This is a genomic window from Acetobacter sp., from assembly GCF_022483985.1.
GTDB lineage: Bacteria > Pseudomonadota > Alphaproteobacteria > Acetobacterales > Acetobacteraceae > Acetobacter.
In genome coordinates, this window is record NZ_JAKVME010000001.1 from 2,299,974 (window position 1) to 2,325,257 (window position 25,284).

Annotated in this window: 26 protein-coding genes; 17 read left to right on the forward strand and 9 right to left on the reverse strand. The window is 49.3% G+C overall.

Annotated features, from left to right (window positions below):
• Window positions 1–52: 52 nt before the first annotated feature.
• From LKE90_RS10195 to pheS, 3 genes are read right to left on the reverse strand one after another with little or no spacing between them, the layout of a single operon-like run.
• On the reverse strand, window positions 53–1,201 hold the full coding sequence (locus LKE90_RS10195; protein WP_291493584.1) for an ATP phosphoribosyltransferase regulatory subunit: 1,149 nt from the start codon (window positions 1,199–1,201) through the stop codon (window positions 53–55).
• 49 nt (window positions 1,202–1,250) lie between these two features.
• Entirely contained in the window at window positions 1,251–3,713 is a 2,463-nt protein-coding gene (gene pheT, locus LKE90_RS10200; RefSeq protein ID WP_291493582.1) for a phenylalanine--tRNA ligase subunit beta, read from the reverse strand.
• Between the two features lie 3 nt (window positions 3,714–3,716).
• Window positions 3,717–4,784 carry a phenylalanine--tRNA ligase subunit alpha gene (gene pheS, locus LKE90_RS10205; RefSeq protein WP_291493580.1) on the reverse strand — a complete coding sequence of 356 codons (1,068 nt, stop codon included), beginning with the start codon at window positions 4,782–4,784 and terminating at the stop codon, window positions 3,717–3,719.
• A 237-nt stretch (window positions 4,785–5,021) separates the two neighbouring features.
• On the opposite strand from pheS, the gene LKE90_RS10210 reads away from it, so the two are divergent.
• Genes LKE90_RS10210 through LKE90_RS10260 form a run of 11 tightly spaced genes read left to right on the forward strand, consistent with a single transcriptional unit; the run spans window position 5,022 to window position 14,595 of the window.
• On the forward strand, window positions 5,022–7,220 hold the full coding sequence (locus LKE90_RS10210; RefSeq protein WP_291493578.1) for a hypothetical protein: 2,199 nt from the start codon (window positions 5,022–5,024) through the stop codon (window positions 7,218–7,220).
• A 28-nt stretch (window positions 7,221–7,248) separates the two neighbouring features.
• The gene (locus tag LKE90_RS10215; RefSeq protein WP_291493576.1) at window positions 7,249–7,530 is read left to right on the forward strand and encodes a hypothetical protein; all 282 of its coding nucleotides are present in this window, start codon (window positions 7,249–7,251) and stop codon (window positions 7,528–7,530) included.
• Window positions 7,531–7,541: 11 nt separating this feature from the next.
• Window positions 7,542–8,036 carry a hypothetical protein gene (locus LKE90_RS10220; protein WP_291493574.1) on the forward strand — a complete coding sequence of 165 codons (495 nt, stop codon included), beginning with the start codon at window positions 7,542–7,544 and terminating at the stop codon, window positions 8,034–8,036.
• Window positions 8,026–8,418 carry a Terminase-like domain protein gene (locus LKE90_RS10225; protein WP_291493572.1) on the forward strand — a complete coding sequence of 131 codons (393 nt, stop codon included), beginning with the start codon at window positions 8,026–8,028 and terminating at the stop codon, window positions 8,416–8,418. The genes LKE90_RS10220 and LKE90_RS10225 overlap by 11 nt, the downstream gene beginning before the upstream one ends.
• Before the next feature lie 53 nt (window positions 8,419–8,471).
• Window positions 8,472–9,359 (forward strand): hypothetical protein, encoded by an 888-nt coding sequence (locus LKE90_RS10230; protein ID WP_291493570.1) that lies wholly within the window; start codon window positions 8,472–8,474, stop codon window positions 9,357–9,359.
• A 9-nt stretch (window positions 9,360–9,368) separates the two neighbouring features.
• Window positions 9,369–10,817 (forward strand): phage portal protein, encoded by a 1,449-nt coding sequence (locus tag LKE90_RS10235; protein ID WP_291493568.1) that lies wholly within the window; start codon window positions 9,369–9,371, stop codon window positions 10,815–10,817.
• Window positions 10,818–10,849: 32 nt separating this feature from the next.
• Window positions 10,850–11,416 carry a phage scaffolding protein gene (locus LKE90_RS10240; protein WP_291493566.1) on the forward strand — a complete coding sequence of 189 codons (567 nt, stop codon included), beginning with the start codon at window positions 10,850–10,852 and terminating at the stop codon, window positions 11,414–11,416.
• 12 nt (window positions 11,417–11,428) lie between these two features.
• Entirely contained in the window at window positions 11,429–12,796 is a 1,368-nt protein-coding gene (locus LKE90_RS10245; RefSeq protein WP_291493564.1) for a DUF4043 domain-containing protein, read from the forward strand.
• A gap of 52 nt (window positions 12,797–12,848) precedes the next feature.
• Window positions 12,849–13,232 (forward strand): hypothetical protein, encoded by a 384-nt coding sequence (locus LKE90_RS10250; RefSeq protein WP_291493563.1) that lies wholly within the window; start codon window positions 12,849–12,851, stop codon window positions 13,230–13,232.
• Window positions 13,232–13,912: a hypothetical protein gene (locus LKE90_RS10255; RefSeq protein WP_291493562.1), complete on the forward strand. Its 681-nt coding sequence runs from the start codon at window positions 13,232–13,234 to the stop codon at window positions 13,910–13,912. Before LKE90_RS10250 ends, LKE90_RS10255 begins: the two co-directional genes overlap by 1 nt.
• The gene (locus LKE90_RS10260; protein ID WP_291493561.1) at window positions 13,912–14,595 is read left to right on the forward strand and encodes a hypothetical protein; all 684 of its coding nucleotides are present in this window, start codon (window positions 13,912–13,914) and stop codon (window positions 14,593–14,595) included. The genes LKE90_RS10255 and LKE90_RS10260 overlap by 1 nt, the downstream gene beginning before the upstream one ends.
• A 90-nt stretch (window positions 14,596–14,685) precedes the next feature.
• Here LKE90_RS10260 and LKE90_RS10265 read toward each other — a convergent pair whose 3' ends face one another.
• Window positions 14,686–15,765, reverse strand: a complete 1,080-nt coding sequence (locus tag LKE90_RS10265) for an IS5 family transposase (RefSeq protein ID WP_011252003.1) — start codon at window positions 15,763–15,765, stop codon at window positions 14,686–14,688.
• Window positions 15,766–16,087: 322 nt separating this feature from the next.
• Here LKE90_RS10265 and LKE90_RS10270 point away from each other — a divergent pair, with 322 nt between their 5' ends.
• The 6 genes from LKE90_RS10270 to LKE90_RS10295 all read left to right on the forward strand — a co-directional run bounded on the left by LKE90_RS10270 (window position 16,088) and on the right by LKE90_RS10295 (window position 20,488).
• A complete protein-coding gene (locus tag LKE90_RS10270) occupies window positions 16,088–17,650 on the forward strand; it encodes a phage tail protein (RefSeq protein WP_291501440.1) in 1,563 nt (520 codons plus the stop codon).
• The gene (locus tag LKE90_RS10275) at window positions 17,650–18,075 is read left to right on the forward strand and encodes a hypothetical protein (protein ID WP_291501441.1); all 426 of its coding nucleotides are present in this window, start codon (window positions 17,650–17,652) and stop codon (window positions 18,073–18,075) included. Before LKE90_RS10270 ends, LKE90_RS10275 begins: the two co-directional genes overlap by 1 nt.
• A gap of 3 nt (window positions 18,076–18,078) precedes the next feature.
• Entirely contained in the window at window positions 18,079–18,396 is a 318-nt protein-coding gene (locus tag LKE90_RS10280) for a hypothetical protein (protein WP_291501442.1), read from the forward strand.
• Window positions 18,397–18,532: 136 nt separating this feature from the next.
• Window positions 18,533–19,384, forward strand: coding sequence for a hypothetical protein (locus LKE90_RS10285; RefSeq protein WP_291501443.1), 852 nt, complete (start codon window positions 18,533–18,535; stop codon window positions 19,382–19,384).
• Entirely contained in the window at window positions 19,384–20,283 is a 900-nt protein-coding gene (locus LKE90_RS10290) for a hypothetical protein (RefSeq protein ID WP_291501444.1), read from the forward strand. The genes LKE90_RS10285 and LKE90_RS10290 overlap by 1 nt, the downstream gene beginning before the upstream one ends.
• Before the next feature lie 7 nt (window positions 20,284–20,290).
• On the forward strand, window positions 20,291–20,488 hold the full coding sequence (locus tag LKE90_RS10295) for a LysM peptidoglycan-binding domain-containing protein (RefSeq protein ID WP_291501445.1): 198 nt from the start codon (window positions 20,291–20,293) through the stop codon (window positions 20,486–20,488).
• A gap of 15 nt (window positions 20,489–20,503) precedes the next feature.
• Here the strand turns inward: LKE90_RS10295 and LKE90_RS16500 are convergent, their stop codons facing one another.
• The 5 genes from LKE90_RS16500 to gmk all read right to left on the reverse strand — a co-directional run bounded on the left by LKE90_RS16500 (window position 20,504) and on the right by gmk (window position 25,250).
• The gene (locus tag LKE90_RS16500; protein ID WP_367117416.1) at window positions 20,504–20,764 is read right to left on the reverse strand and encodes a transposase; all 261 of its coding nucleotides are present in this window, start codon (window positions 20,762–20,764) and stop codon (window positions 20,504–20,506) included.
• Window positions 20,765–21,082: 318 nt separating this feature from the next.
• The gene (locus LKE90_RS16505) at window positions 21,083–21,214 is read right to left on the reverse strand and encodes a transposase (RefSeq protein ID WP_367117417.1); all 132 of its coding nucleotides are present in this window, start codon (window positions 21,212–21,214) and stop codon (window positions 21,083–21,085) included.
• A 330-nt stretch (window positions 21,215–21,544) separates the two neighbouring features.
• Window positions 21,545–22,744 carry an iron-containing alcohol dehydrogenase gene (locus tag LKE90_RS10300; protein WP_291501446.1) on the reverse strand — a complete coding sequence of 400 codons (1,200 nt, stop codon included), beginning with the start codon at window positions 22,742–22,744 and terminating at the stop codon, window positions 21,545–21,547.
• Between the two features lie 410 nt (window positions 22,745–23,154).
• Window positions 23,155–24,591: a D-glycero-beta-D-manno-heptose-7-phosphate kinase gene (rfaE1, locus tag LKE90_RS10305; protein WP_291501447.1), complete on the reverse strand. Its 1,437-nt coding sequence runs from the start codon at window positions 24,589–24,591 to the stop codon at window positions 23,155–23,157.
• 8 nt (window positions 24,592–24,599) lie between these two features.
• The gene (gmk, locus tag LKE90_RS10310) at window positions 24,600–25,250 is read right to left on the reverse strand and encodes a guanylate kinase (protein WP_291501448.1); all 651 of its coding nucleotides are present in this window, start codon (window positions 25,248–25,250) and stop codon (window positions 24,600–24,602) included.
• Window positions 25,251–25,284: the final 34 nt, after the last annotated feature.

The window sequence follows — 25,284 nt, forward strand, 5'->3', positions numbered from 1 at the left end:
GATGGTAAATGATAGGAATACAGGAGGCCACAGCCTCCGTGGAAAGGAACGGTCAGACGACCGGAACGAGTGTTCCATCCCGGCTGATGAAAGAGCAGACGAGACGACGGGCTTCTGCCTCTTCGTGTGGCTCGGCGACGAGACCTGCCACAGTGACATAACCCCTGTCACGAAGAGCGCGGCCCACGGTTTCATCCGTGCCGAACGGCAGATACACCCGCTGCGGCTGCTCCCTCCGGGGAGCCGCACGGAAGACGGCATTGGGCCGCAGGGTCAGGCCACAGGCGGGCTCATTGTCGTTGCACAGATAGCGGCCGCCCCGTCCCAGCTCTTCCTGTGAGCCAAGCGCATAGACTGAAACACAGACCCCGGTGTGGTATTTCCAGCCGCGGAACTCGACCGGATCAACCGTCACCTGACAGCCCGGCACGCGGGAGCGGATCGCCGCGGTGGACTCCATGAGACGCTCACTGAAAGCGCGAGTCTTTTCAGGCAGACTGACATCGTGCAGGGCGGCGAGCGCCTGATCCGCTTCACCGGCGGCATTGAGCAGACGGATCAGGGCGTCCGCGACCGGCCCTCCGTGTTCGGCGACGGCGGCGGCGTCCTTGCGATCAAGGGCGTGCATCAGGGCGGTTGTGGCGGCGGCCGACAGCCCAGCCTGCTCGATTAGGGAAGGGGCCAGAGGCGGCATTGTCAGGTCGAAGGAGAGATCAGTGATACCGACGCGGGCCAGAGCCTCGGCGGCGATAGCCACAACCTCGGCGTCGGCCTGCACGCTGTCGGGGCCGATCAGTTCAATTCCGGCCTGCCCGATCTGGCGTTCATTCTGTCCCGCCGTGCCATTCCCGACCAGAATGACCTGCCCTGCGTAGGAGAGGCGCAGGGGGCGGGGCGTATCATGCAGACGGGTCGCGGCGATGCGCGCGATCTGCGGCGTGATGTCCGGACGCAGGGCCATCATCCGACGTGTATCGGGGTCCATCAGGCGGAAGGCCTGATCGGCCAGCGCCGCCCCTGCCCCGCCGAGCAGCGTGTCCTCGAACTCCATCAATGGCGGCGCGACGCGCTCATAACCGTGGCTGGCGAACACGGACAGGAGCGCCTGAGTGCCGTTCGCCTCGGTCTGGGCATCGACCGCGAGGAGGTCGATGAAGCCCGGCGGCAGGAGAGCCGGAGAAGGGAGCTGATCGCAGGTCATGCTGCGCTCATATCACCGCGACGGTTCCACGTCATGTGGAGTTTCTCCTTCAGGAGCGAAGGGATGCGCCGGTGGCCTTGGCGACGGCGGCGATGACCTTCGCGGACACGGCTTCAAGCTGCGCATCCGTCAGGCTCTCGTCTTTCGGCTGAAGAACGACTTCGATACCGACCGACTTCTGACCTTCCGGCAGCTTGTCGCCTTCGTAAATGTCGAAGAGCGAAACACCGGCGATCAGGTTGCGTTCAGCGCCACGGGCCGCACGGAGGATGCTTTCCACCGCCACGTCATGCGCGGCGAGGAAGGCGAAATCGCGCCGGACCGGCTGGAATGGCGAGAGTTCCGGCGCCGACTTCTTGCGGCGCTTGGGCTCTGGGATACGATCGAGGAACACCTCGAACACCACGACAGGCGCATCGAACCCGGCATCCTGCAGAATGGACGGGTGCAGTTCACCGAAATGGGCCAGCACGTTTTTCGGTCCCTGACGAAGCACACCAGAACGGCCCGGATGGTAGTAGCCGGGCGCATCGGGCGTGGCGGTCAGGGCGTCAGCCGGTACGCCGAGCGAGGTCAGCACGTCGAGCGCATCTGCCTTGGCAGCGGCGAATGTCATCGGCATGGCGGCAAGACCCGGCTGCCGGGCCGTACGCCCGGCACGGAGACCGGCGGCGATTGTCGTCTGGCCGTCCGTGCTGAAAGCCGCTCCGATTTCACACAGCCCCAGATCGGGCCAGCCGCGCGCCGTGTTGCGGCGGGCGGCGGCGAGCAGGTTCGGCACCGGAGTCGGACGCATCTGGTCGAGATCGGCGGCGATGGGGTTCAGGAGGCGCAGGGAGTCCGGCGCATCGCCGAACTTTCTGGCTTCCTCATAAGCGATGAAGGAGAAGCCGACCGTCTCCATCAGACCGCGCGCGGTCATGACTCGACGGGCGCGGGCCAGACGGGCGCGTCCGGGTGTGAGCGCCACACCCGGCACGACCGAGCGGGTCGGCAGCGGCACGGGCCTGACCTGATCCAGCCCCTTGATGCGAAGGATTTCTTCGATCAGGTCACATTCGGGTTCGATCCGGGCGACCGCTTTTTCCAGTTCCATGCAACGGTCAGCGGAAATGTCGGAAGAGGGATCGAGGATGACCGCCTGGGCCACGTCATTGCGCCATGAGGGGACCGCAACGGTTACGCTGCCCTCATCACGAGCCTTTGTTTCGAAGCCGAGATGCTCCAGGAGGATCACGCACTCATCGGCAGGCACGTCGAGGCCGCCGAAGGACGCGACACGGTCGAAGCGCAGCTTCGCCGTGCGCTGCCAGTGCGGCTGGGCACCAGCGGACACGACCTCACTCGCCTCGCCGCCACACAGGTCCATGATCATGCGTGTCGCGGCTTCGAGGGCCATGACTGGCATAGCCTGATCGACGCCACGCTCGAAACGGTAGCGGGCATCGGAGTTGATGCCGAGACGACGGCCGGTCAGGGCGATGCGGATCGGGTCGAACAGGGCGCATTCGACGAAGACATCGGTGGTGGCGTCCGTGACCTCGGTCGCTTCGCCGCCCATGATGCCGGCGATGGACTGGACGCCCGCGCCGTCAGCGATCACGCAGTCTTCGGACGTGACGATATAGTCCTTGCCGTCGAGCGCACGGATCGTCTCGTTGCCGCCACGACAGACGGTGAGCGTGTCGCCTTTGATACGGGCGGCGTCGAAGACGTGCAGGGGACGGCCGAGGTCGATGGCGAAGAGGTTGGTGATATCGACCAGCGTGGAGATGGAACGCAGGCCGATGGCCTCCAGCCTGTCGCGCAGCCATTGCGGGCTGGGACCGTTCTTCACGCCCCGGATGGTGCGTCCAAGCACCCACGGACAGGCTTCGGTGTAAGTGTCGTCCCACTTGATCGGTGAAGGAAAAGTGCCATCGACCGTGTCGGCGAGGAACGGCTTCAGCTTGCCCAGACCGGCGGCGGCGAGGTCGCGGGCGATGCCATACACGGCCAACGCGTCACCACGGTTCGGAGTAATGGCGATTTCGACGACGGTGTCGTCGAGGCCCGCGAAGTCGGCATAGGACTGGCCGGGGAACGTATCTTCCGGCAGTTCGGCGATACCATCGGATTCCGCGCCCAGGCCGAGCTCACGGAGCGAGCAGAGCATGCCGCCGCTGGCCTCGCCACGGATATTGCCCGCCTTGATGGTGATATCGAGACCGGGAACATGAGTGCCCGGCGGAGCGAAAATGACGGAGATACCTTCGCGTGCGTTCGGCGCGCCGCAGACGACCTGCACATCCTTGAAGCCCGGACCGGCATCGACGCGGCAGACACGCAGGCGGTCGGCGTTCGGATGCTGGACGGCGGAGAGAATACGGGCTGTGAGGAACGGCGCGACGGCGGCCCCGCGCTGCTCGACGCCCTCGACCTCAAGGCCGATGCGGTTCAGGGCGGCGCAGATTTCCTCCAGCGTGGCGGAGGTTTCGAGATGGTCTTGGAGCCAGGACAGGGTGAACTTCATGGATCAGACTCCCTCGTGCAGCAGGGCGGGTGCGAGTGGATCGGTCCCGTAATGGGTGAGCCAGCGGACATCGCTCTCATAGAATGAGCGGAGATCGGGGATGCCGTTCTTGAGCATGGAGAGACGCTCGATGCCCATGCCGAACGCGAAACCCTGCCACTCCTCGGGGTTCAGGCCACAATTGGCCAGCACGCGCGGGTGGACCATACCGGCTCCGAGAACTTCCAGCCAGTCTTCCCCTGCCCCGATCTCGCCGGTTTTGCGGGACCAGCCGATATCGACCTCCATGGAAGGTTCTGTGAAGGGGAAATAGGAAGCACGGAACCGCACGGGCAGATCGGGCTTGCCAAAGAAGACGCGCAGGAACTCGATCAGAGTGCCTTTCAGGTGGCCAAGGGTGATGCCCTGATCGATGACCAGTCCTTCGCACTGATGGAACATCGGTGAGTGAGTGGCGTCGTGGTCGGCGCGGTAGGTACGGCCCGGCGCGATGATCCGGATCGGCGGTTTCTCGCCGAGCATTGTGCGGATCTGTACGCCGGAGGTCTGGGTGCGCAGGACGCGGTTCCGGCCATCGCCTTCCGGTGGCAGGTAGAAGGTGTCGTGATCGGTGCGGGCGGCGTGGTGTTCCGGCGTGTTGAGCGCGGAGAAATTGTGCCAGTCGGTTTCGATGTCCGGCCCTTCGGCGACGGTGAAGCCCATCGCACCGAAGATGGCGGTGATTTCCTCGACCGCCTGACTGACGGGATGGAGCCCGCCGAGAGCGGCTTCGACGACCGGCACGGAGATATCAACCCGTTCGGCGGCGAGGCGTGCGTCAAGTGCGGCAGCCTCGATCTCCCGACCACGATCTTCGATGGCGCGGGTCAGTTCATCACGGAGACGATTAAGCTGGGCACCACGCACCTTCCGCTCTTCGGCGTCCATCCCTCCGAGTTGTTTGAGCAGTCCCGTCAGACGGCCGGATTTTCCGAGAAACGAGACGCGGATGGCATCCCAGCCACGCTGGTCGGTGGCTTCAGCGAGGGCCGCGAGGCAGTCCTGCCGGAGTGTATCAACATCGTCGCTCATGTGACCTCGCCGCGTCTCATGCCCCTGGATTGCGGGGCGGAACTGTTTGCTCAAGGCGCGGATAGCCGCTTTGGCCGGTTGAGAAAAGCCCGGAGAGCAGAAAACCGGGGAATGCGGGTATGTCCCGGTGAGGCGCGGCAAGTAGAGACACGTTAATATCTGCGTCATTCCAGCCTGCCGCATTTTCATATGCGCAAGATTTATTCATTGCACTCTGTCTTCATCAGTCGAGATAAAATGACATTTCCATATTCGAAGATTTTCAACGCTTCGCGGGGCGGATACGCCTGCCTGCATCACTACCTTGCTCCATTGCCATGGTTTGTTTTTCTTCTGACGACAGCCACGTCCAGCGCCTACGCCGACAGCACCCTTCAGGTCACGCAGATCAATGGAAGCGCCGTTGTAACCGGCACTGGAAAAACTCTTGCACAGCTTGCAAGTACCACACAGAAAAATACGAACTCTCTGGCCTCCACGACGTCAACCGCAAGTTCCGCCTATTCTCTGGCAGTCGGAGCAATCCAGACATCACTGATGGGGGTCGCGGGCGGTCTGGCCGTGCTGGATTCAAGCGGCAACGTCACGTCTCCGGTTTCCACAACCGCGGCAACGGCCAGTGATTACTCCACAGTTGGCTGGAATGATCCGGTCACATGGACCACCAATTCCGGATCAGCCACCCAGTACGGCAATCCGAAAATCGCCTTCAATCATCGCTGGACAATGGGATATGACTCCTCCGGCAATGGTTATGTGGATGACTATATGCCGCCCAACCATCTGCGTCTGGGCGGTTCGCAGGAATTCGATGGGGTGCCGCTTTTTGTGCATAACATTCCCTACTCCGGCGGCAATATGGGCATTGTCGAAGGCGTTTTCATGCAGTCGGAAAACATGCGTGGATCCATTGCCGGCGTTGGACCCAGTTATGCCAGCGGCGCAGCGGCTTACGACAACTATGACGCTGTCGCCCGCTATACATACGCGGGGCCCAGTTCGCCTGTTTTCACTACCACAGGCAGCGCCATCACTGCGCCTGACGGATTAACCCATATCCCAACATTCTATAACTGGGGCGCGACTTTTTCCAATCCTCTTCCACAGCAATGGTCTGACTGGATTAAATCGCATAATCATGCCCGCATGATGACCAATGAAATCGGCGTCAATCCTTCCAGTTATAAAAATGCAACTTTTGTCGCTGAACTAACGGGATATGCGACAAATGCGTCAGGTCTCGTCACCAATGTTCAGACCGATGGGTGGCGGATTTTCAATCAGACACAGAACTTTCCCAATACTGACACCAGCACGGAAACACCGGGAACGACCTCGCTGGACGGCACCACGCCCGCTATTGACACGGTCTGGTCAGACTTCTCCGATCCGGCGATCATGTTCGGGGTTTACACAAAAGCCTTTGATAATAACGTCATCTGCTATCTTCCCGGCCCAACCCCACACGCATCTCCGGGAGACATCAACGACCCCACAGGAAAAATAAACAATCAGGTTCGTAGCTGTGAAGGTATTGAATATGATCTCTGGAATGACGATACGTCCGGAGAAACCGCCTATATGCAAGGCATTACCGTTGCTTACAGCGGCACGACCTCTCCAAGCCCAGATAGCTACGACATGAATCTGGCCGGAGGCAATGCAAACACTCTCGTCCTTTCAGGCGAATGGTATTCGATGAATGTCGCCTCACACTCCTTTGCCTCCGCAGGGTATGGTGGCCCCGCTTATAGCAAAGGCTCCCAGAAGGTTGTCGCAGATTTTGCACAGTCGAATAGACCCGGATGGGATGCGGATACAACATGGCCTGCCTATTCACATGATATACGTCTGACAATCTGGAATACCCGCAACGCTGACGATACCAGCAATCAGAATGACTACAACGACATTACCACCAGCATGGGCGTTCAGATTGATGGGCACAACGACGTGCACCAACTTTCCATGGATGGAACGACTCAGGAACATCTGGAATTTAATCCCGCCAATTATCCCAATGGCATCAGCCTATGTGGCTACACAGGTTGCGGCTTCTCCGTAAACAGACAGGGAACCCCGGAAGTCGACGATAATCTTGTTATCAATGGCGGAAAATCACTTATCCTGATGAATGCCAGCAACGCTCTTGCCGGTTATCTTTATGCCAGCACGGATGGGAACATGCATGTTCTGGGTGTAAACGGTCCCACGAAGAGTACATTCGTTATTGATGCAATACTAAAATCAAATGGCGCAATAAATGCACCAAGCAACACCTACAGCTCATTGCCTACTACAAACACGAGCTCTGGTGATCAGCGTTATTGTTCAGATTGTTACTCCAGCGCTTCAACATCGACCAACAGAGGCATTCCTGTGTGGTGGAATGGATCAACATGGACAGATTCACTCGGTGTTGCAGTAAAAAATTAGAATTTCAAAAAATACATTGAAAAAGTAAATGGCAAAAAAATTCGACGAAAATTACAGCAAAGAAGTCTATAGTAAAATTTCAGAATTTCAAAAAAAAGGTCTTTCCATAAGAAATATTGCAAAAATAACTGGCGCAAGCAGAAGCTATATACATCGTTTATCGATCAAAATAGCACTTTCTTCAGGTTCCATGAAACAGGCCAGTGAAAGGCGTAAAGAAGCGGGATGGGAACCTCTTGCTCCCGGCAACCCAATTTCGTGGGATGCTATAAAATTAAAGCGAACACAAAAAGAATCACATACAATCTAAACGAAAATTAAATGACAAAAAAACAGAAGCCCATGACCAGGGCTGACTTTATTTCCATCTGTGATTGCGTGTCAAAAACAGGCAACAGTTCAAATTGTATGAGACTCGCTAACCGCCCTCTTAGCGATTTATATTATTACTTAAAGAAAAATCCCGACGAACGCCAGAGGTTAACAATAGCACGAACTTTTTTTCACGATGAAATGACCGCCGCAGTCCACGACCTCGCTTTCGGCGGCATCCCACAAATAAGAAGAACAGAAAAAGGAAAAATTGTTATAGATGAGCGAGGAAAACCTATCATCGATAGAATTCCAGACACCCGTCTTATTACAACACTCCTGAGGGATCATTCAAGTCGCCTCGCCCGGGCTGAAAAAGCAGATCTTTCAAATTCCAACCAACACTCAACAGAAGAAAGGAACACGAGACTCAGGGATGAAATAGTTTCAGACCCACCACCCAAGGAAAGCAATACGAAAAACAAAGATCACTATGAAGATTGAAGACAGAATATCTCTGACACCACCTCAAATGAGCATATATCAGCAAGGATGGAAAAAAGACGCAAGATTTCGTGTCGCAGCCTGCGGAAGAAGATTCGGAAAAACATTTGAAGCTGCGGAGGAAATCCGTCGCGCAGTAAAAAATGCAGTTTCCAGAAATATCAGCCCTGATAATGAGATATGGTATGCCGCACCAACCTACAAACAGGCAAAAAAAATATTCTGGCCAAAATTGAAAGCCAACATCCCCAAAAAATGGCTTATCCGCCCTCCAAGAGAGACAGAGCTTTCCTTGGAAGTCGGACCACAGGGGCATATTATACGCATTGTAGGATTAGAAAATTACGACTCACTGCGCGGCAGCGGTTTGTTTTTTTTTTAGGTGATGAATGGGCAGATACTTCACCTGAAGCCTGGACTGAAGTAATCCGTCCAATGCTTTCGACATGCGAGGGTCACGCACTCTTTATCGGCACACCCAAGGGTAAAGATCATTTTTATGATCTTTACCTGAAAGGCCAGCAGGGAAAAACGCATGAAAACGGTTGGTGGTCATGTTCTTACACCACCCTGGATGGTGGCAATGTCTCGCCTGAAGAACTCAGTAATGCAAAAGGCAGTCTGGATATTCGTGTCTACCGACAGGAATATGAAGCCTCTTTTGAAACATTCTGCGGGCGCTGCCTATATGCATTTTCACGAAAACACTCTGTTAAAAATACCATTTATGATGAAAAAAAACATGTCCATATAGGTATGGATTTCAACATAAATCCGATGTCGGCGACAGTTTGGCAGGAAACAACTGATAACAATGGAAATTTAACCACGACACAAGTAGACGAAATAATTATACAAACATCGAATACCGACGAAATGTCACAGGAAATTCTGAAAAGATACGGAACAAAACAAATAGATTTTTCTGGATCAGAAAATTATTCTACACAACACATCACAGTATATCCAGATCCCGCAGGGCAGGCCCGCAAAACATCAGCTTCGGGAAAAACCGATATATCTATACTCCTATCATATGGAATAAATATAAAAACAAGAAAACAGTCTCCACGAGTGCGTGACAGGATGAATTTCATGAACTCCATGTTTGAAAATTCATTAAAAGAAAAAAAAGCTTTTGTTTCTTCCAAATGTATAAAAAGCATAGAAAGCTATGAACGTTACGCTTTTATACCAGGCACATCTGAGCCAGATAAAAAGCAAGGATATGACCATCTTGTAGACGCCAGTGGTTACTATTTATACTTCAGGTTTTCTGAAAATACATTTGACATAAAAACAAATAAAATTCTTGATAGATAGGAAAAGAAAATGGACTGGCATGAATTAAAAAAAAGCATGAATTTTCCAACACAATACTGTGAAAGAACAAAAAATCTTCTTGCTCTAGAAAAAATTTTAAATGGTAGTCTTTACGATCACATTCGATATCCTTTTTTTAAAACCTGTGGCGGAGATGGTTCCTATATTCCTATCAACAAAAGACGACCATCCATCAGAACACATTTATGTAATATCGTCGTTGATGACACTGTCTCACTGCTTTTCAGCGCTTCACATTGGCCTTCCATTCACATACAAAATGAAACAGAAAACGAAGATTGTGAAATAGAAGCCAAAATCAGAAAAATTTGTTTTGATCTCAACCTGCCCTCCCTCATGGAACAGGCCGCTGTAATCGGCGCTGTCGGTTCAGTTGCGATTCTAGTGCAGGCCATAGACAATGAGCTTGTCATTGAGCTGAAAAGAACATGCTTTCTGGAACCTACGTTCTCACTTCTTGACCCAAGAAAACTTGTTCATGTAAGAGAGCAGTATATTGTCGATGCCGAGGGATTAAAGAAAGCCGGATTCGGCGAATTTCCTGATGGAAACTATTGGTTTACAAGAGATTTTACCGAATTTGAAACTGTCTGGTACGATCCCGTACGAGTAGAGTACAATACAGAAAAAAATATATCTCTGACAAGAGACGAAGAACGCTGCACCCAACATGGATTAGGTATTGTACCTATTGTCTGGATCAAAAACCTTCCGTCAGCAGATCCAAATGCCGCAGATGGAAAATGTACTTTTAGTGCTGGCATTGATGCGATGATTGATGCCGATTATCTCCTGTCACAAACCGTAAGAGGTCTACGATACTCCTCTGATCCAACAATGGTGCTTTCTGTTGATGAATATCAAATCTCAAATGGTTTGACTTCATCGTTTACAAAAGATGCCTCCCACGCAATCGCTTTGCCGCAAGGTAGTGATGCCAAACTTCTCGAAATTAATGGAACCGGAGCAGCGGCTGCTCTCAATATGTGGCAGGCCTTACGCTCTCTTGCTCTAGAAGCAATGCACGGTAACCGCGCACATGGAGACCGGGTCAGCGCGGCTCAATCAGGACGGGCAATGGAACTGATGTGCCTCGGTTTAACATGGCTGGTAGGCCGACTACGCAGATCTTATGGTGACTGTGGATTAGTTTCCGTTATAAAACTGATTGTTCTATTTACTCAAAAATTTTCAGATTTGGAAATTTCAGGACATAGTTATGGAGCGCTTCAGGTAAAAAATATTTCGTTAGTCTGGCCTGCATGGTTTGAACCGACCTTTGGAGACATGCAGACTATCGCCAATGCGGTGCAGTCAGCAAAATCATCTGGGGTTGTGTCAATGGATACCGCAGTCAGAATGATGAAACCTGCAACGCATGTTCAACATGTTACTGAAGAAATAAAAAAAATATTGAACGACAATGAATTATCTTAACGACAATAAATCAATGCCGCTGTGGAGAAAAAATGGACGTAAACTCTGTCTCATCTGAAAGCATGGGCAATAATACATCAGATGAAGCATTCAATGCACCTCGATCAGCGGCCGACAGTGTCGCCAATGCATTTTCAAGTCAACTTGCTCAAGTTCAGGCAGACCTCGCTGCATCCAAAGCATATGCCGTTTCTGTCGAGGCAGAATTGGCCAATCTAAAAGCTGAAACTGCGACTATGGTCGCCAAGCAATCACAAGAAATTTCTAAAATAAAAATTGATTCTGAAATAAAATCACAGGCTATTTCCTCTGGACTAATCGATTTGGATTGCTTGCCACTTTTGAACTCCTCAGAAATTAAATTAGATGAAAATGGCAATATTCTTGGAATTGATTCTGCCATAGCTGATTTAAAATCAAAAAAACCTTTTCTTTTTTCTGATACCGCTCGTTTTGGAACAAACAATAGCACATCTCGTTCAGTACTTATTCCAAAAGCTAAAGCCAACACAGCCTTGCCAGTTAAAGATATGTCCGAATCTGAATATAAACGCTCTTTGAAAAAAGTAGCCCCTTCATACGCTCGTAGATACAATTGAGGTCGAAATTTAATGGCTATTGATAATTTTCCTGCTCAACTGCAACCTATTATCCAGGAAGGCTACCTGGCACGCGAATTTTCGGCTGGTCTACAGTCTCGAATCGCTTTTCGCGCCATTGCAGACAGAGAAATTTTTCCCAACAGAATTGGTGAAAGTATTACTAAAACTCGCAAAGGCTTGAAGGCACCAGTTACAGTTCCAATGAGCCCATCACAAAATACCAATTTTGATAATGGCCTTACACCTTCGACCTGGTCCGTTGAACAGTACACATTAACAATAAACCAATATGGTGATACTATTGATCTTAACGTTGTTAGCGAAGGTGTTGGAATCAGTGATCAGTTTCTCGCCAATGCAAACACAAATGGTATCCAAGCCCTTCAATCACTAGATAGAATTGCAAGAAATACACTTTTCTCTGGACCATCTTCCGGTGTTGGCGGCTATATGGGTGGAAACACTCGCGTAACATCTTCCATCAGCGCCTCCAGCACCCAGATTTCGGTCGACGACGTCCGTGGATTTGAACGAGTTCTCAACGCAACAGGCCAAGTAGTGTCAGTCGCTCAATCGTCAGGCATGACTGTAACCGTTGGAAGCAATGCCTACACTCTCATCAGTACCACATACGATTCTGTTAATACCTCCACTGCTCCCTTGGGAATATCCGGAGTCCTGACGTTCTCTACGGCAGTCTCAGTGAGCGATGGAACCGAAGGGAATGCAGTAGTCGCTTCAACTGCTCCCCTTGTTCTTCGCCCTAACAATCGGCTTACTACAGCACAGTTGGTTGCACCGGAAGGAAACTACGGCTCGAGCAATTACATTACTGGTGATACTCTTGGTATCCAGACTGTTCTTTCTGCAGTTGCCGCTTTGCGAATGAATAACGTGCCAACTATCGACGGGGCATATCACTGCTATCTTGATGACCAGCAGATGCTCGGTCTTTTTCGTGATGGCGATTTTAAATATCTTTATCGTGGTGCCTATGGCAGTGAAGCATATCGCTCAGGCTCCATTGTAGAACTTTTAGGCGTACGATTTATTCCCACTACTGAAGCTCCTCTACAAGCATCACTCGGTAGTGGCGTCATCCATCGGGCTATCGTCTGTGGTCAAGGCGCCTTAATTGAAGGCGACTACAATGGATCAGTTGATATTCCGGATAGTGATCGTGCTCTCGTCGAAAATGTTGATGGAATCATGATGATCACAAGAGAGCCCTTGGATCGTCTAAAACAAATCATTGCTCAGTCTTGGTATTGGATTGGCGGCTTTGCTCTTCCAACAGATGCTACAGTCAATCCTTCAATTATTCCGACATCAACGAACAGCTACCTAAAACGTGGTGTTATTATCGAAAGTCTCTAGGTAGTTAAAATGACCCAGATATTTTCTGGGTCACATTTGAAAGTCTATTTCTATGCTGGAAGACGCCTTAAGCGAAACAGAAAAAGTCAATGTAAGACGGTATTGCTGGTATCCCGCTCGTGGAAATAGTCATGTCTCTGGAAGTTGGTTATATTTCTCCCATTATGGAATTTTAGAGCATAGGTTATGCAATTTTTCAAATGAAGAAATAAAAATAATCCGTATTATGTTAAGTAACCTTTCAATTCTTGAGAAAGGACCTATCTCCTCTGCTGATAATTTAGATACATATAAAGCAGCAGTCTGGACTCACAATAAAAATGAGTTTTCCGATAGGGTGAATTTATTTAAGCAACAAAGGCTTGAACTAGTTAAGTTTATAGGGATTGATGTCGGACCAGGCTTCCAGTCTCTATCAATAAAATTTTCCGTATAATGGATATAGATAAAATACAAAAAAAAGTTGCTTCTGGATTTAACAAAGCAGCGAATATCGCAGGTTTTTCTGTCATTCAGATACGACCTCAAAATTCATCTATGCCTACTTCTTCAGATAAAATATCTATACTCAGATGCCTTATTGATCCATCTCCATCATTTTCTGGTCTATCTCCAATAATTTGGGGACATAAAATTTTATTTTGCGCAATTGACACTGAAAATGTAAAAATAGGTGACTATCTTGAGGTTCAAGAAGATTTAAATATATGTAATATTTCCATAGATATTTATTTTGTTGCTCGCTTTGAACCTTGGAAACCTTTACTTATAGTTCAAACAAACAAATCCATATCTTTCTATGAATCTGATGTATCCTCTGATAATAATTTAGTCGGCTTACGTCCACCATCAGGTCCTGTCTGGAAAAACGACATTCAGATAGCCTCTAATTATCGAGTATCAATGCTTGAAATATCAGCGTCAGGACGCTCCCCTACAGGGCTAGGAACCGATCTTTCTGTCGGTAACTGGGAAATACTCATGCCACGCATTCCTGATGTAACATTATCTCAAGGACTAAGAATTAAGGATATGGATCAAAATTGCTACCATATACTCACTGTTGAGGAAACGCAGTTTGGATTGCGGTTAATCGTAAAAAGTGATCAAGCATAATGGCTACAACTTCTGAAATAGAGAACATCATTTGCAAAGAGATATACGATTATATCTATCCAGACAATTCTAATGGGATACTTAGCTCATCTATTAATCAAGACGTAAAAATTTCACGTGGCTGGCCACAGGAAGCTGAGATATCTAGAGACTTGATGTCTTCATCGGAAATATCTTGGATAGTTGTAAACCAACAATATGGGCAAACAAAAAATAAAACACGATATGGAAGAAAATGGAAGTTACTTGATGAAGAAAATTCATTTGGTATAACGTTAGATAATTTTATAGATTCTGCATATTATGTTCAATTTAATGGTTTATCTATTCATGATGGCTTAGCTGGAATAGTTATAGATAAATCTGCATACCCAGTGTCCGTTAAATCTGGGCAAAATTCTCAGACTATTGCAAAAAATATATATCAAACAATTCAAGAAAATTATTCCGGAAAAATTTCGTTGGATGGTTCAACGATAATATCAAAAACAGAATTACCTATAAAGGGGTTTTGTGGAAAAAATACCACAATGTATCAGGAAATTAGTAGGTTAGAAGAAACATTCTGCACTTCGATTTTTTCTTCATCCATCATCAATCGGGATAATATAGAAAATGCCGTGATGGCATCCTTACTATCTGGAGGGTTCGAAAAACCTTTGATTGACTTCTCTTGTGCCTGATTTCAGGTTTTTAGCGTGTTGACTGCTGCTTCCCTGGTCTAACTTTTACTCTGGGTTTTGAGCAGAGCGATGGTTTCCTGCTCTGGATTGCTACGCGGCGGCGTTAATCCGCTCCAAGAGGAGAAAGCGGCGCATATTATAGACGATATTGGCCAGCCCGACCCTCATGGTGGCCCGCGTTATGCCTACGGTTCGGACGAACAGCCCCGTCTGTGATTTCTGATCGGCAAAGACATGCTCGACACGCGACCGGATAACGGACTTTCCTGCGTTGGATCTCTGGATATGGCGTGGCATAGGCTTGAGATGCGGCTTTTTCCTGTGAACCTTCGAGACAAAGCCCTGCTTTTCCATGAAGTCCTCATTGGCTTTTGAGCGGTAGGCTGTGTCTGCCCAGACCGTTGAAGCTGTATTGCTTTTATCAAGCAGGCCCTCCCTCAATCGCGCGCCATCACTGGCGGCGGCATCTGTCGTCTTCCATTTGCGGATCAGCCGAAATTTCCGGTCGATGGAGATGTGCGATTTATAGCCAAAGAACGGGATGGCCAGATCTGTTGCAGGGATACTCCCGTCCTCCTGTCGCTTCGCTTTCGTGAACTTCAGGGTCCAGCGCGCATGCCTGTCCTTGTGGGACAGCTTTGACGGCTTGTCCTGCCAGTCCTGAGGGATCCGTCCTTCACGCAGATCCGCCTTCTCCGCATTGGTATTGCGCTGCTTCGGAGCCGCTACCAGCGTGGCATCCAGGATCTGGCCTGACATCGGCAGATAACCAGCGTTACGCAGGGTTGCGTCAAAGCGATTGAACAGACCACCAATCGCACCAGCCTGGGTCAGACGCTCTCGAAACAGCCATACCGTTCTGGCATCAGGTACACGGTCCGACAGCCCCAGACCTAAAAAGCGCATGAAGGAGAGACGGTCGTTGATCAGGTATTCCGTCCGTTCATCGGACAGATTGTTGAGTGTCTGGATCACCAGGATCTTGAACATCAGCACCGGATCAAACGGTGGACGCCCGCCTTTGCTCCCGTCTGAATAGGCCAGTGCCTTGTCCAGTTCCGGGCGGAACACCTCAAAATCCACAGTCCGGGAAAACGCTTCAAGCTGGTCGCCAAGACCGCTTAACCGAGCAAGCCGCTCTTCAACGTCAAAAAATCCCGCCTGTTTCATAGCGCCATTCCTCCAACCAGAACCAGAAAAATGGAATCACAGCGTAGGCCTCAATACCAAGAGGTTTTTAGAACCCTCCATCTTCGAAAAATTTATCAAACCCCAAATTTGATAGAGGTATTATAAATTTTAGGGATAGAAAATTATACGACAATAATTTAAATGCTAACGTATATCGCATCGATCTTACATGGTTTATAGAATTTTCAATTATATCTACGATTTCCTGCCCTCCATTATTATGGCCTTCCGCTGATGTGAATGCACTAGAAATAATAGGAATCACATAAATATATTATATTAACATAGTACAGGATAATAAATGACAATTATAACTCAATCTGGGACATTGAATACAAATTCTCTTTCTGTTCCAGATCTCTATATTCAAATTCAGACAAGTGGCACCACCTCCTTATCTGGTGCACAAACTGACATTATCGGCGTTGTCGGAACTTGTTCATGGGGGCCTAAAAATACCCCCTTGGTTTTTGGAACTTCAGCCGACAGAGCTGCCTATTTTGGGTCAATGCAAGATAGCCCATTTGATTTAGCAACCATATCATCCACTGCTATTTTACAAGGTGCCTCAAATTTTGTTGGTGTAAGGGTTACAGACGGAACAGACACATTTGGTTCTGCGCCCGTTCTTCTTCAGAATGAAAACCAAACGTATCCGGTTTTAATCAGTTCAAAATACACTGGATCAGAAGCAAACAATATCACCTTTAATATTTCTGTTGGATCTGCCCCAAAAAGCTGGAAAATAACAGTAAATATGCCGAATTATCTACCAGAAGTATTTGATAATATCACATATCAATCAGACAATAATTTATTTTGGAACAATCTTGTTTCTGCAATAAACAATGGCCAATCATCTTCTCGTGGACCGAGTTCAGTAGTCACTGCAACATTAGGTACGGCCACTGATGTAGTTCCCAGTGCCGTGAGTACAACTGCACTGGTCGGTGGTACCGATGGAAATTCTGCCGTAACAGCAAATACACTATTAGGCACCGATGGTATTCTTCGGACGGGTATGTATGCCCTCAGAGGACAGAAATGCAGCCTAGGCGTTCTTTCAGGTGTTACAGATGATACAACTTGGTCTACTCAGGCCGAGTTTGGTTTGTCGGAAGGTATCTACATGATTACATCCGGTGCTTCAGGTGAATCTATCGAAACAGCTTCAATAAAACGGAGTTCAATCGGCGTCGACAATTATAGCCTGAAAGCTATGTTAGGTGACTGGCTTTATTGGTACGATAGTGAAAATTCTCTTACGAGGTTGGTGCCTCCTACAGGCTTCGTCGCAGGACGCTTGGCAGCGCTTTCTCCTCAACTTCCTAGCCTCAACAAACAGATATACGGTGTCATTGGCAGTCAAAAATCTGGGCTTGTAAGTTCTGGACAAAACCTAACTTACTCTTCTGCTGAGTTGACTTCTCTTTTTACAAATGGGATTGACGTTATTTGCAATCCTGCTCCTGGAGGAAGTTACTGGACAGTAAGAGCAGGCATCAACATTTCAAGTAATTCAACGAATAGCGGAGATGAATACACAAGAACCACTAATTTCATAAGTGAAACCCTCGCCGGCGGTATGGGAATCTATATTGGTCAACCAATATCCCCATCTTTATTCACAGACATTGAAGCGACATTAACCGGATTCCTTTCTGATTTAGAGCAGCAAGGCGTCATAGGTACATCCTCTGGCAGTACACCCTACTCTGTTATCTGTTCTACAAAAAACAACCCTCAGTCTCGGACATCCTTAGGATTCTTACAGGCAGATATCAGCGTGACTTATTTCGGAATTAACAAGAAATTTATTGTTAATATTACTGGGGGGGCCGGCATTACGGTTTCAAACAACTAATGGCTACTACATACACTCTTGGTCGACAAGGCTCAATCATTCTGATCTGGAATGGAAACAGGATTGATATTCAGGATGTTACTGATTTCAATGTCCATCAAGAAGTTCGAGTGCAGAAAGTTTCTCCACTCAATAAACCTCCTGTTGAATTCAATACACCAGCAGGATGGAGAGGATCATTCACAGTAGATAGAGGAAACTCTTCTTTAGATGATTTATTTAACACAGATGAACTTGCTTTCTGGAACTCAAACACTATTTCATCTGGAGTACTGTATTGTTATATTCAAGAAAGTGACGGGAGCACTTCAAAATTTGAATATAGTGGCTTGAGTTTATCTTTTTCAAACGCAGGAAAATTTACGGCCGAAAATGTTGTGTCTCAATCTGTAACATTTTTTGCCAGTCTACGAAGAGCTATATGATCGATGCAAGATAATGTAATTAAAATTGTTTGTGAATCTGGAAAAGAACTTATTTATAAAGAAATAACACCAAGTGAAATGCTCGATATCATTTTGCTGTGCGGTCCGGATGGCTCAAAAAACGAAACCTATATTAATATAGTTCAGCAATGGTGTTCAATTCGCTCTATTAACAATATACCCGTTCCATTCCCAAGAAATAAAACCATGCTCGACGTTCTCGCTAATGATATCGGTATGGATGGTATAAAATCTATCGAAGAGCATCTTATTTCTATGGAAGACAATAAAAATAACGATATTGATGTAATAAAAAACTAGCTTCCTCTCCATCTTTATCAGAAATAATTACTTTGTTAAAGGCAAATATTCCCTATGATCTGATCATGCAGTGGGACTGGCGTTTGCGGGCTGCCGCTATTGTCGTCATAGGGAAAATGGATGGAGGGGATTTTTCATGGGAACGCCTTCAGTGGTCAGAACAAAAATAAGAGTAAATTTATATAGAAAAAACAATGAAATAAAATATATATTTTTGCGAAACCCTATACATACTAAAAATATATATTTTTATTTAAAAAATAAAATAATTACAAATTTTAAAAGATATTCAAGAGCATTTAACAATCATACACGCCATGGAATAAATTACTCCAACACATCTCAAGCATTCTATTTTCACAGCTTAAATAACATTTACAACAATAAAAGCCATAAAATAAATATAGAAAAAAATTCAGGCGATAAAATAAACAATTATATTAAAAAAATACATAAAAATACAAATAAAACTAAAAATTATATTGAAAATAATTTATGCAGCTTTTTAAAAAAAGTAGAAAAACTACATAAAAGGAAACACATCAATTTAAAGAAGGATAATTTCAAAAAACTTTTTTATTTTCCTTTTCATTATTATATTCATAACAATAATATTGATAAAAATAAAATTTATAAAAATTCATCAAATTCAGTTAATAAATTTGATAATATAATAAAAAATACTTCTCAAAATATAAAAAATGCACTTTTAAATAAATTAATAAAAAACGAATTTTTTACAGAAAGACGGGCAGATTCAAATTATTTTTCTTTTCTCAAATCGTCTGAATCTGATAACAATACACATTTATATAGTTCACAACTTAACACAGATCACTCCATAAGAAAATATGATAAAAATTTAGACATTCATGACATTGCAAGCATGGTTGAATCTCAACTCAACCAGTCACTTCGTTCTCCTCCTAATGGCTCATTAATGTCATGGGTACAAAGTGTTCCAAGCTATCCTGGATTACATATTTAATGAGTTTTTTAGGAATTGTTTCTTCTATAGAATCCGCGATTGGCCCTCAGAATTTTACATTAGGTCCAATTAATTTTTTGGATACTGAAGTGCCTTCTGAATTATTCTGGGGAGGGCATCAGGCAACAGAAATTTTTTATCAGATTGGCGGCGCTAAAGTTGTTATTCTCAATGGATATTATGACCAACCGCTGACTTGGCGTGGCATTTTTCGTGGCAATTTTGCCCTTCAAAAAGCAAGAACACTGGATGCCATGGCTCGCAGCGGCAACTCCTACAGCTTTTCAGGTGGTGGTATTTCACGAAAAGTTGTGATTACGGCCTTTCAAGCATCCTACACAACTTGCGGAACAATCATTCCTTACGAAATTTTTTGCGAGATTATTCCCCAGACAACTGCAAATACATCATCCACTTTATCTTTTCTTTCTAATTTAGTTAACTCTGATATTTCAAGCGCATTCTCCACAATAACAGGAATTATTTCAAATGTTACTTATTATACAAATTATCTAACAAACACAGCCAGCACCTATGCAGGAGAACTCACTCCTCTAGCCAACTTAATTGGAGAAGGTGGAGAAATGTCGATTTTGAACAGAAAGCTTTCCGGTCTATCGACGCAAGCAGGGGCTCTATCATCTTTAACTTCCAACCTAGAATTTACAGATTTACAAAACAATATCTTGTCGTCAATCAATTTAAATTCTTCTGTAATCAACGCCTCAGATGCAGAAATATCATCTATTTCGACTAATTCAGGAGATAATCTAGTCTCAGGTTCTTCCGCTCTGATCGCTGCAACTGCACATTCGGGGATTTTAGCGGCATCATCTCTCAATAACGCCTACCTAAAGCGCTCATCTAGCAACATTTCTCTTTCAAATATATTGTCATAAAGCCAACATGAAAACAGGAAAAATTATCAATGTAAGCGCCAGTGACGTTTCACTATGGCATATCGCAGCAAAATATTTAGGTGACGCAACACAGGCAAATAGAATTATGGCTCTCAATAATCTCAACGATACATGGATTTTGTCAATGACCACTCTTACTTTACCAAGCTATGATCTCAGCCAAGGTGGAGGAATTATCCAATAATCTATTGAAGAGTTCTCAGAACCTCCATTCGACTTTTTCTGCATTAAGAACGACTTTCAAAACCACGTTTTGAGTGCCTGAAAGCATATTGAGTGAGCATGCGATCGTGGTGAATACCAGATGGATGTTGACCCTTCGTTCGCAGCGCACGGTGACGTGTCTGAAACGTGATATCCAGGCGAATATGCGCTCGACGACCCAGCTATGCTTTCCGAGCTGTGAGCCGCTTTCGATGCTTTTTCTCGCAATACGCTGCCTGATCCCACGGCGGGACATGCGAAACGGCAATGTCTGTAATCATAGCCTTTGTCAGCGTGAAGCTTTTCAGGGCGCTGACGCGCCCTCCCGGGCTTCTCCTGAATGGAGGGCAGAGTACCAGCAGAGGTTTCAGCATCCTGCTGTCATGGACATTCGCCCCGGACAGCAGGACGGTCAGCGGAATAGCATGTCGATCAGTGATGATGTGATGCTTCGGCCCGGTCTGACGCGATCCTTAGGGTTCACTTCCTCCCCTTTTTTGTGCTGCAATGGACACACTGCCCACACAGACCCGGCCCAGTGGATGCAGGTCAGTAATGTCCGATGAAGCCTGTCCTAAATTCCGGCAGTTTGCCAATCCCGCAACCACCGCCAACATATTATTCCTGAGCCACATCCCATCTCGCGCGGAAACATCTCCCATGGAATGCCGGTCAGGAGAACAAACAGTATCCCCATCAATGCCATCAGTCAGAATGGCGCTGCATGCCGTCACAGGAGAAAAGGGATGACAGCAAGAAACCCCGGCCAAAAATGCAGGATGAAAAAGACTGAAACGGGCAAGGTGACTTTTGACGGAATTTTATCTGATTGCAAAATACCCGCTTTGCGTTGACCCCCGTCCCCATTCCCTGTGGAGAACTGTACCCGCTATCCACAGGGTTGTTCACATAACCATCCTCAGAATCTGTGGATAATGGCGGAGAGGGTTTTCTCGGATCTGTCCGTCAAGAGGGTTTGTTCCGGCATTCCCCCTCACCTGAGAAAAATATTTTCCCCGGCGAGAGGAACATGGCCTCAAAAGGAGGAGACGTCCTCCAGTCTCCCACGGACGGCAGCCCGATAAATTGTGGCGTACTGTTCAGCGTTCAACAGCAGGGCGTTGGTCTCGGAAGAGGAGATGTCGGCGACCGCCTGCTGTCCGACCCACTCGGCGTCATCTTCGGTCAGACTGGCTGCATGCAGGTCATGCGGCACATTCAGGTTTTTGCGGAGTGACAGAATCCAGCTTTCAACCGCGTCAAATCCTGTTCCTTCCAGATCAAGGATACGGGCGAGACGGTTCATCTGCGGTTCGATGGCATTCCGGTTAGCCCGGAGCACGTAGGGTAGGAGGATGGCGTTGAGGAGGCCATGATGCATCCCGAAGCGTGCCCCGATGGGGTGAGCCAGAGCATGCACGCCGCCCAGTCCTTTCTGAAACGCGACTGCGGCCATCGCGGAGGCGATCAGCATGCCAGCGCGTGCGGTCAGATCGCTCCCGTCCGTGAAAGCTTTTGGCAAGTGCTGCGCGACAAGGCGAATGCCTTCCAGCGCAATGCCTTCCGACATGGGGTGAAAGAGAGGTGAACAGAGCGCTTCGATATGATGCACGAGAGCGTCCATGCCCGTCATGGCGGTCAGGCCGGGAGGAAGACCGACTGTCAGTTCAGGATCAAGCAGAACACAGAAAGCCAGAAGTTCTGCATGGGTAATGACTTTTTTGATATGGAGATCAGAGTCAACGAGCACGGCTTCACGGCTCAATTCCGAACCTGTGCCAGCGGTTGTTGGGATGACAATCATGGGTGGCAGTTCGGATTTCGGATAGTCGGCCAGCGTCGGATACTGCGTCATGGCCTGCGACCATTCGAACTGCTCAAGATAGTCGGGATTTCGGGAGGCAAGGGCAATGCCTTTGGCGGCGTCAATGGCGCTTCCGCCTCCGATTGCGATAATGGAATCTTGGCGCCCATCCCGGAAAAATTTTGCGCCCGCCTTGGCTTCATCCAGCGTCGGATTGGCATGGATCTCGCTGAAGATGACAAGATCGGGGCAACTGGCGCGCAATGTCGCTGTGAGTTTCTCGAACCAGGGAAGTGCCCGCACTCCCGGATCTGTTACGATAAGGGGGCGCTTCCGTCCGGCTTTGCCGCACCATGTCACAGCCTCGGCGGAACAGCCTGAAGCCAGAAGAATGTTGGTGGGGTATCCCCAGTAAGCGGTTTGTTCGGACATGGGATGTTCTCCAGACAGTGCTGCTTGGAGGGATTAATGCATCCGGTGTTCTGGTTGTAAAACCGTAATGATCGAACTTTACATTGATCGCCGGAGATTGTTCGAGCTGGCCTGAAAGATGCCCGCAGACCAAAAAGATATAAATAAAATATATCTTTTAAAGTGTTTTTATGACGCATTCTGCTGGTGAAAACAGCGATATCGTTCGATTTAATGATCAGACGCTGCGAAAGAGTCTGAAACCCGGCCCTGATGATTGAGCGGATTTTACGTGCGATGGCCGGATGCAGGCATCGGGTATAGACTCATGGCATCAGCCTGATGCGTCATGAGATCGTTACGGCTCAGCCACAGGGCGAGCACCGTTCCCTCGCGACTGATCCAAAGGCTCTGACGGCGGAATAAGTGGATTATTCCGCCCCCAGGATGCGCCCGATCGTGGCGCTGGTCGAATGCCCAGCCTGTAGATCAGCAAGAAACAGACGTCCGCCGCTGGCGATAATCTCTTTCGCCCCGACGACATCTTCCGGCCTGTAGTCAGAGCCTTTCACCAGAACATCCGGCAACAGGACTGTGAGGATTTCCAGAGGCGTATCCTCTGCGAACGACACGACGGCATCCACATACCGGACAGCGGCCATTACGGCGGCCCGGCTGGCGAGGGTGTTGACGGGGCGTGTTGCACCCTTGAGACGCCTGATGCTGTCGTCGTCATTCAGCGCCACGATCAGCCGGTCACATTCCGCACGGGCCGCCGCCAGAAGACTGATATGGCCCGGATGCAGAATGTCGAAGCATCCATTGGTAAACCCCACGGTGAGACCCTGCGCCTGCCAGTCCTCTATCTGCCGTCTGGCTTCGTGCGACGTCAGCAGATGCGGCGAATCAATGGATGTATTCTGGGCCTGCAACTCGCGCGTTACTTCGCCAAGGTCTGCGGTGGCCGTGCCCAGCTTGCCGACAACGACACCGGCTGCGGCATTGGCGACGCGCATGGACTGGCCGAAGGACATGCCGGACCCGACGGCGAGCGCCATGGTGGCGATCACCGTGTCGCCTGCGCCGGAGACGTCAAACACTTCGCGCGCACGGGCGGGAACAGCTTCAGCTTCGCCATTGGCCGGCACCAGCATCATGCCTTTTTCCGAACGGGTGGCGAGAATGACGTCGGCTTCAGCCTCCGCCATCACCTTGCGGGCGGCACGTTCCACGCTGGCATCGTCCGTGCCGGAAATACCAGACGCGGCAACCAGTTCCTTGGCGTTGGGCGTGATGCAGGTGGCACCACGATAATGCCGGAAGTCGGACGTTTTCGGGTCAACGAAGACCGGGATATTCTTCAGACGCGCTTCCCCGATCAGGTGCCGGACGACCATGCTGTCGCAAACACCCTTGCCATAGTCGGAAAGGATGACGACGTCAGCCTCATCCAGCCTTGCATCGATGGCGCGGCAGAGCAGTTCCGCCTCTTCCGGTTGCAGCTTCTGACGGCTCTCCTCGTCGGCGCGTACGACCTGCTGGTGGGAGGCGATGAAGCGGGTCTTGCAGATGGTCGGGCGTTTCGAGCTGGGAACCAGCATGTCGGAAACGCCCGTACGGAGGCGGAGGGCATTGCGGAGGATGACTGCCGCCTCATCCTCGCCGACCAGACCGATCAGGATCGCCTGACCGCCGAGGGAGATGATGTTGCTGGCGACATTGCCCGCGCCGCCGGGCATTTCGCGCCGTTCTTTCAGAAGCAGGACCGGAACCGGGGCTTCCGGTGAAATCCGCTCCATCTCGCCATAGACGAACCGGTCGAGCATGACGTCACCGACACAGAGAACCGTGATGTTCGAGAAATCCATGATGTGCCTCAGCCCCAGAAGCTGGCTACGAATTCCGACAGGCCGGTCTGGCGTGTGGTGCGGAGACGGGCGGCGTTCAGCACGGCCTGTGTCTCGGCGATGGCGCGGTCGAGTTCCGCGTTGACGATCACATGGTCGAATTCTTCCCAGTGGGAAATCTCGTCGAGCGCGGCGTCCATGCGCTTCCTGATTTCCTCCGCGGCGTCGGAGGCGCGGCCCGTCAGGCGGCGTTCCAGTTCGGCGAGGGAGGGCGGCAGGACGAACAGGCTAACCACGTCATCCGGCAGGGCGGTGCGGATCTGGCGATGTCCCTGCCAGTCGATGTCGAACACCATGTCATGCCCTGCGGCGAGGGCGGCCTCCACAGGGGCGCGTGGCGTGCCGTAGCCGCGCCCGAAGACGGAGGCCCATTCAAGCAGTTCGCCCTGATCTGCCATTTTCCTGAACTGCTCCATGGAGCGGAAATGGTAGTGGATACCGTCTGTTTCACCCGGGCGAGGGGCGCGGGTGGTGATGGAGACCGAGTGTTTAAGCCGGGGATCTGCGGCGCGCAGGGCGTTGGCGATGGTGGATTTTCCAGCGCCGGATGGGGCGGAAATGACAAGGCAGACGCCTCGCCGCGTGATGGGCGACGGGACGGTCGTTCCGGTGCGTGTCATATCGGCGTTCGTGCCTCCCTGCCGTATCGAGCGA

Excerpts from the sequence above, each read along its gene's own strand:
- LKE90_RS10220 (WP_291493574.1), top strand. The coding sequence starts at position 7,542 with ATGACAAAAAAACAGAAGCCCATGACCAGGGCTGACTTTATTTCCATC.
- LKE90_RS10225 (WP_291493572.1), top strand. The coding sequence starts at position 8,026 with ATGAAGATTGAAGACAGAATATCTCTGACACCACCTCAAATGAGCATA.
- LKE90_RS10300 (WP_291501446.1), bottom strand. The coding sequence starts at position 22,744 with ATGTCCGAACAAACCGCTTACTGGGGATACCCCACCAACATTCTTCTG.
- LKE90_RS10245 (WP_291493564.1), top strand. The coding sequence starts at position 11,429 with ATGGCTATTGATAATTTTCCTGCTCAACTGCAACCTATTATCCAGGAA.
- LKE90_RS16505 (WP_367117417.1), bottom strand. The coding sequence starts at position 21,214 with ATGGCATTGATGGGGATACTGTTTGTTCTCCTGACCGGCATTCCATGG.
- LKE90_RS10240 (WP_291493566.1), top strand. The coding sequence starts at position 10,850 with ATGGACGTAAACTCTGTCTCATCTGAAAGCATGGGCAATAATACATCA.
- LKE90_RS10215 (WP_291493576.1), top strand. The coding sequence starts at position 7,249 with ATGGCAAAAAAATTCGACGAAAATTACAGCAAAGAAGTCTATAGTAAA.
- LKE90_RS10235 (WP_291493568.1), top strand. The coding sequence starts at position 9,369 with ATGGACTGGCATGAATTAAAAAAAAGCATGAATTTTCCAACACAATAC.
- gmk (WP_291501448.1), bottom strand. The coding sequence starts at position 25,250 with ATGACACGCACCGGAACGACCGTCCCGTCGCCCATCACGCGGCGAGGC.
- LKE90_RS16500 (WP_367117416.1), bottom strand. The coding sequence starts at position 20,764 with ATGTCCCGCCGTGGGATCAGGCAGCGTATTGCGAGAAAAAGCATCGAA.
- pheS (WP_291493580.1), bottom strand. The coding sequence starts at position 4,784 with ATGAGCGACGATGTTGATACACTCCGGCAGGACTGCCTCGCGGCCCTC.
- LKE90_RS10260 (WP_291493561.1), top strand. The coding sequence starts at position 13,912 with ATGGCTACAACTTCTGAAATAGAGAACATCATTTGCAAAGAGATATAC.
- LKE90_RS10290 (WP_291501444.1), top strand. The coding sequence starts at position 19,384 with ATGAGTTTTTTAGGAATTGTTTCTTCTATAGAATCCGCGATTGGCCCT.
- LKE90_RS10265 (WP_011252003.1), bottom strand. The coding sequence starts at position 15,765 with ATGAAACAGGCGGGATTTTTTGACGTTGAAGAGCGGCTTGCTCGGTTA.
- LKE90_RS10255 (WP_291493562.1), top strand. The coding sequence starts at position 13,232 with ATGGATATAGATAAAATACAAAAAAAAGTTGCTTCTGGATTTAACAAA.
- LKE90_RS10210 (WP_291493578.1), top strand. The coding sequence starts at position 5,022 with ATGACATTTCCATATTCGAAGATTTTCAACGCTTCGCGGGGCGGATAC.
- rfaE1 (WP_291501447.1), bottom strand. The coding sequence starts at position 24,591 with ATGGATTTCTCGAACATCACGGTTCTCTGTGTCGGTGACGTCATGCTC.
- pheT (WP_291493582.1), bottom strand. The coding sequence starts at position 3,713 with ATGAAGTTCACCCTGTCCTGGCTCCAAGACCATCTCGAAACCTCCGCC.
- LKE90_RS10275 (WP_291501441.1), top strand. The coding sequence starts at position 17,650 with ATGGCTACTACATACACTCTTGGTCGACAAGGCTCAATCATTCTGATC.
- LKE90_RS10270 (WP_291501440.1), top strand. The coding sequence starts at position 16,088 with ATGACAATTATAACTCAATCTGGGACATTGAATACAAATTCTCTTTCT.
- LKE90_RS10295 (WP_291501445.1), top strand. The coding sequence starts at position 20,291 with ATGAAAACAGGAAAAATTATCAATGTAAGCGCCAGTGACGTTTCACTA.
- LKE90_RS10230 (WP_291493570.1), top strand. The coding sequence starts at position 8,472 with ATGCTTTCGACATGCGAGGGTCACGCACTCTTTATCGGCACACCCAAG.
- LKE90_RS10280 (WP_291501442.1), top strand. The coding sequence starts at position 18,079 with ATGCAAGATAATGTAATTAAAATTGTTTGTGAATCTGGAAAAGAACTT.
- LKE90_RS10195 (WP_291493584.1), bottom strand. The coding sequence starts at position 1,201 with ATGACCTGCGATCAGCTCCCTTCTCCGGCTCTCCTGCCGCCGGGCTTC.
- LKE90_RS10285 (WP_291501443.1), top strand. The coding sequence starts at position 18,533 with ATGGGAACGCCTTCAGTGGTCAGAACAAAAATAAGAGTAAATTTATAT.
- LKE90_RS10250 (WP_291493563.1), top strand. The coding sequence starts at position 12,849 with ATGCTGGAAGACGCCTTAAGCGAAACAGAAAAAGTCAATGTAAGACGG.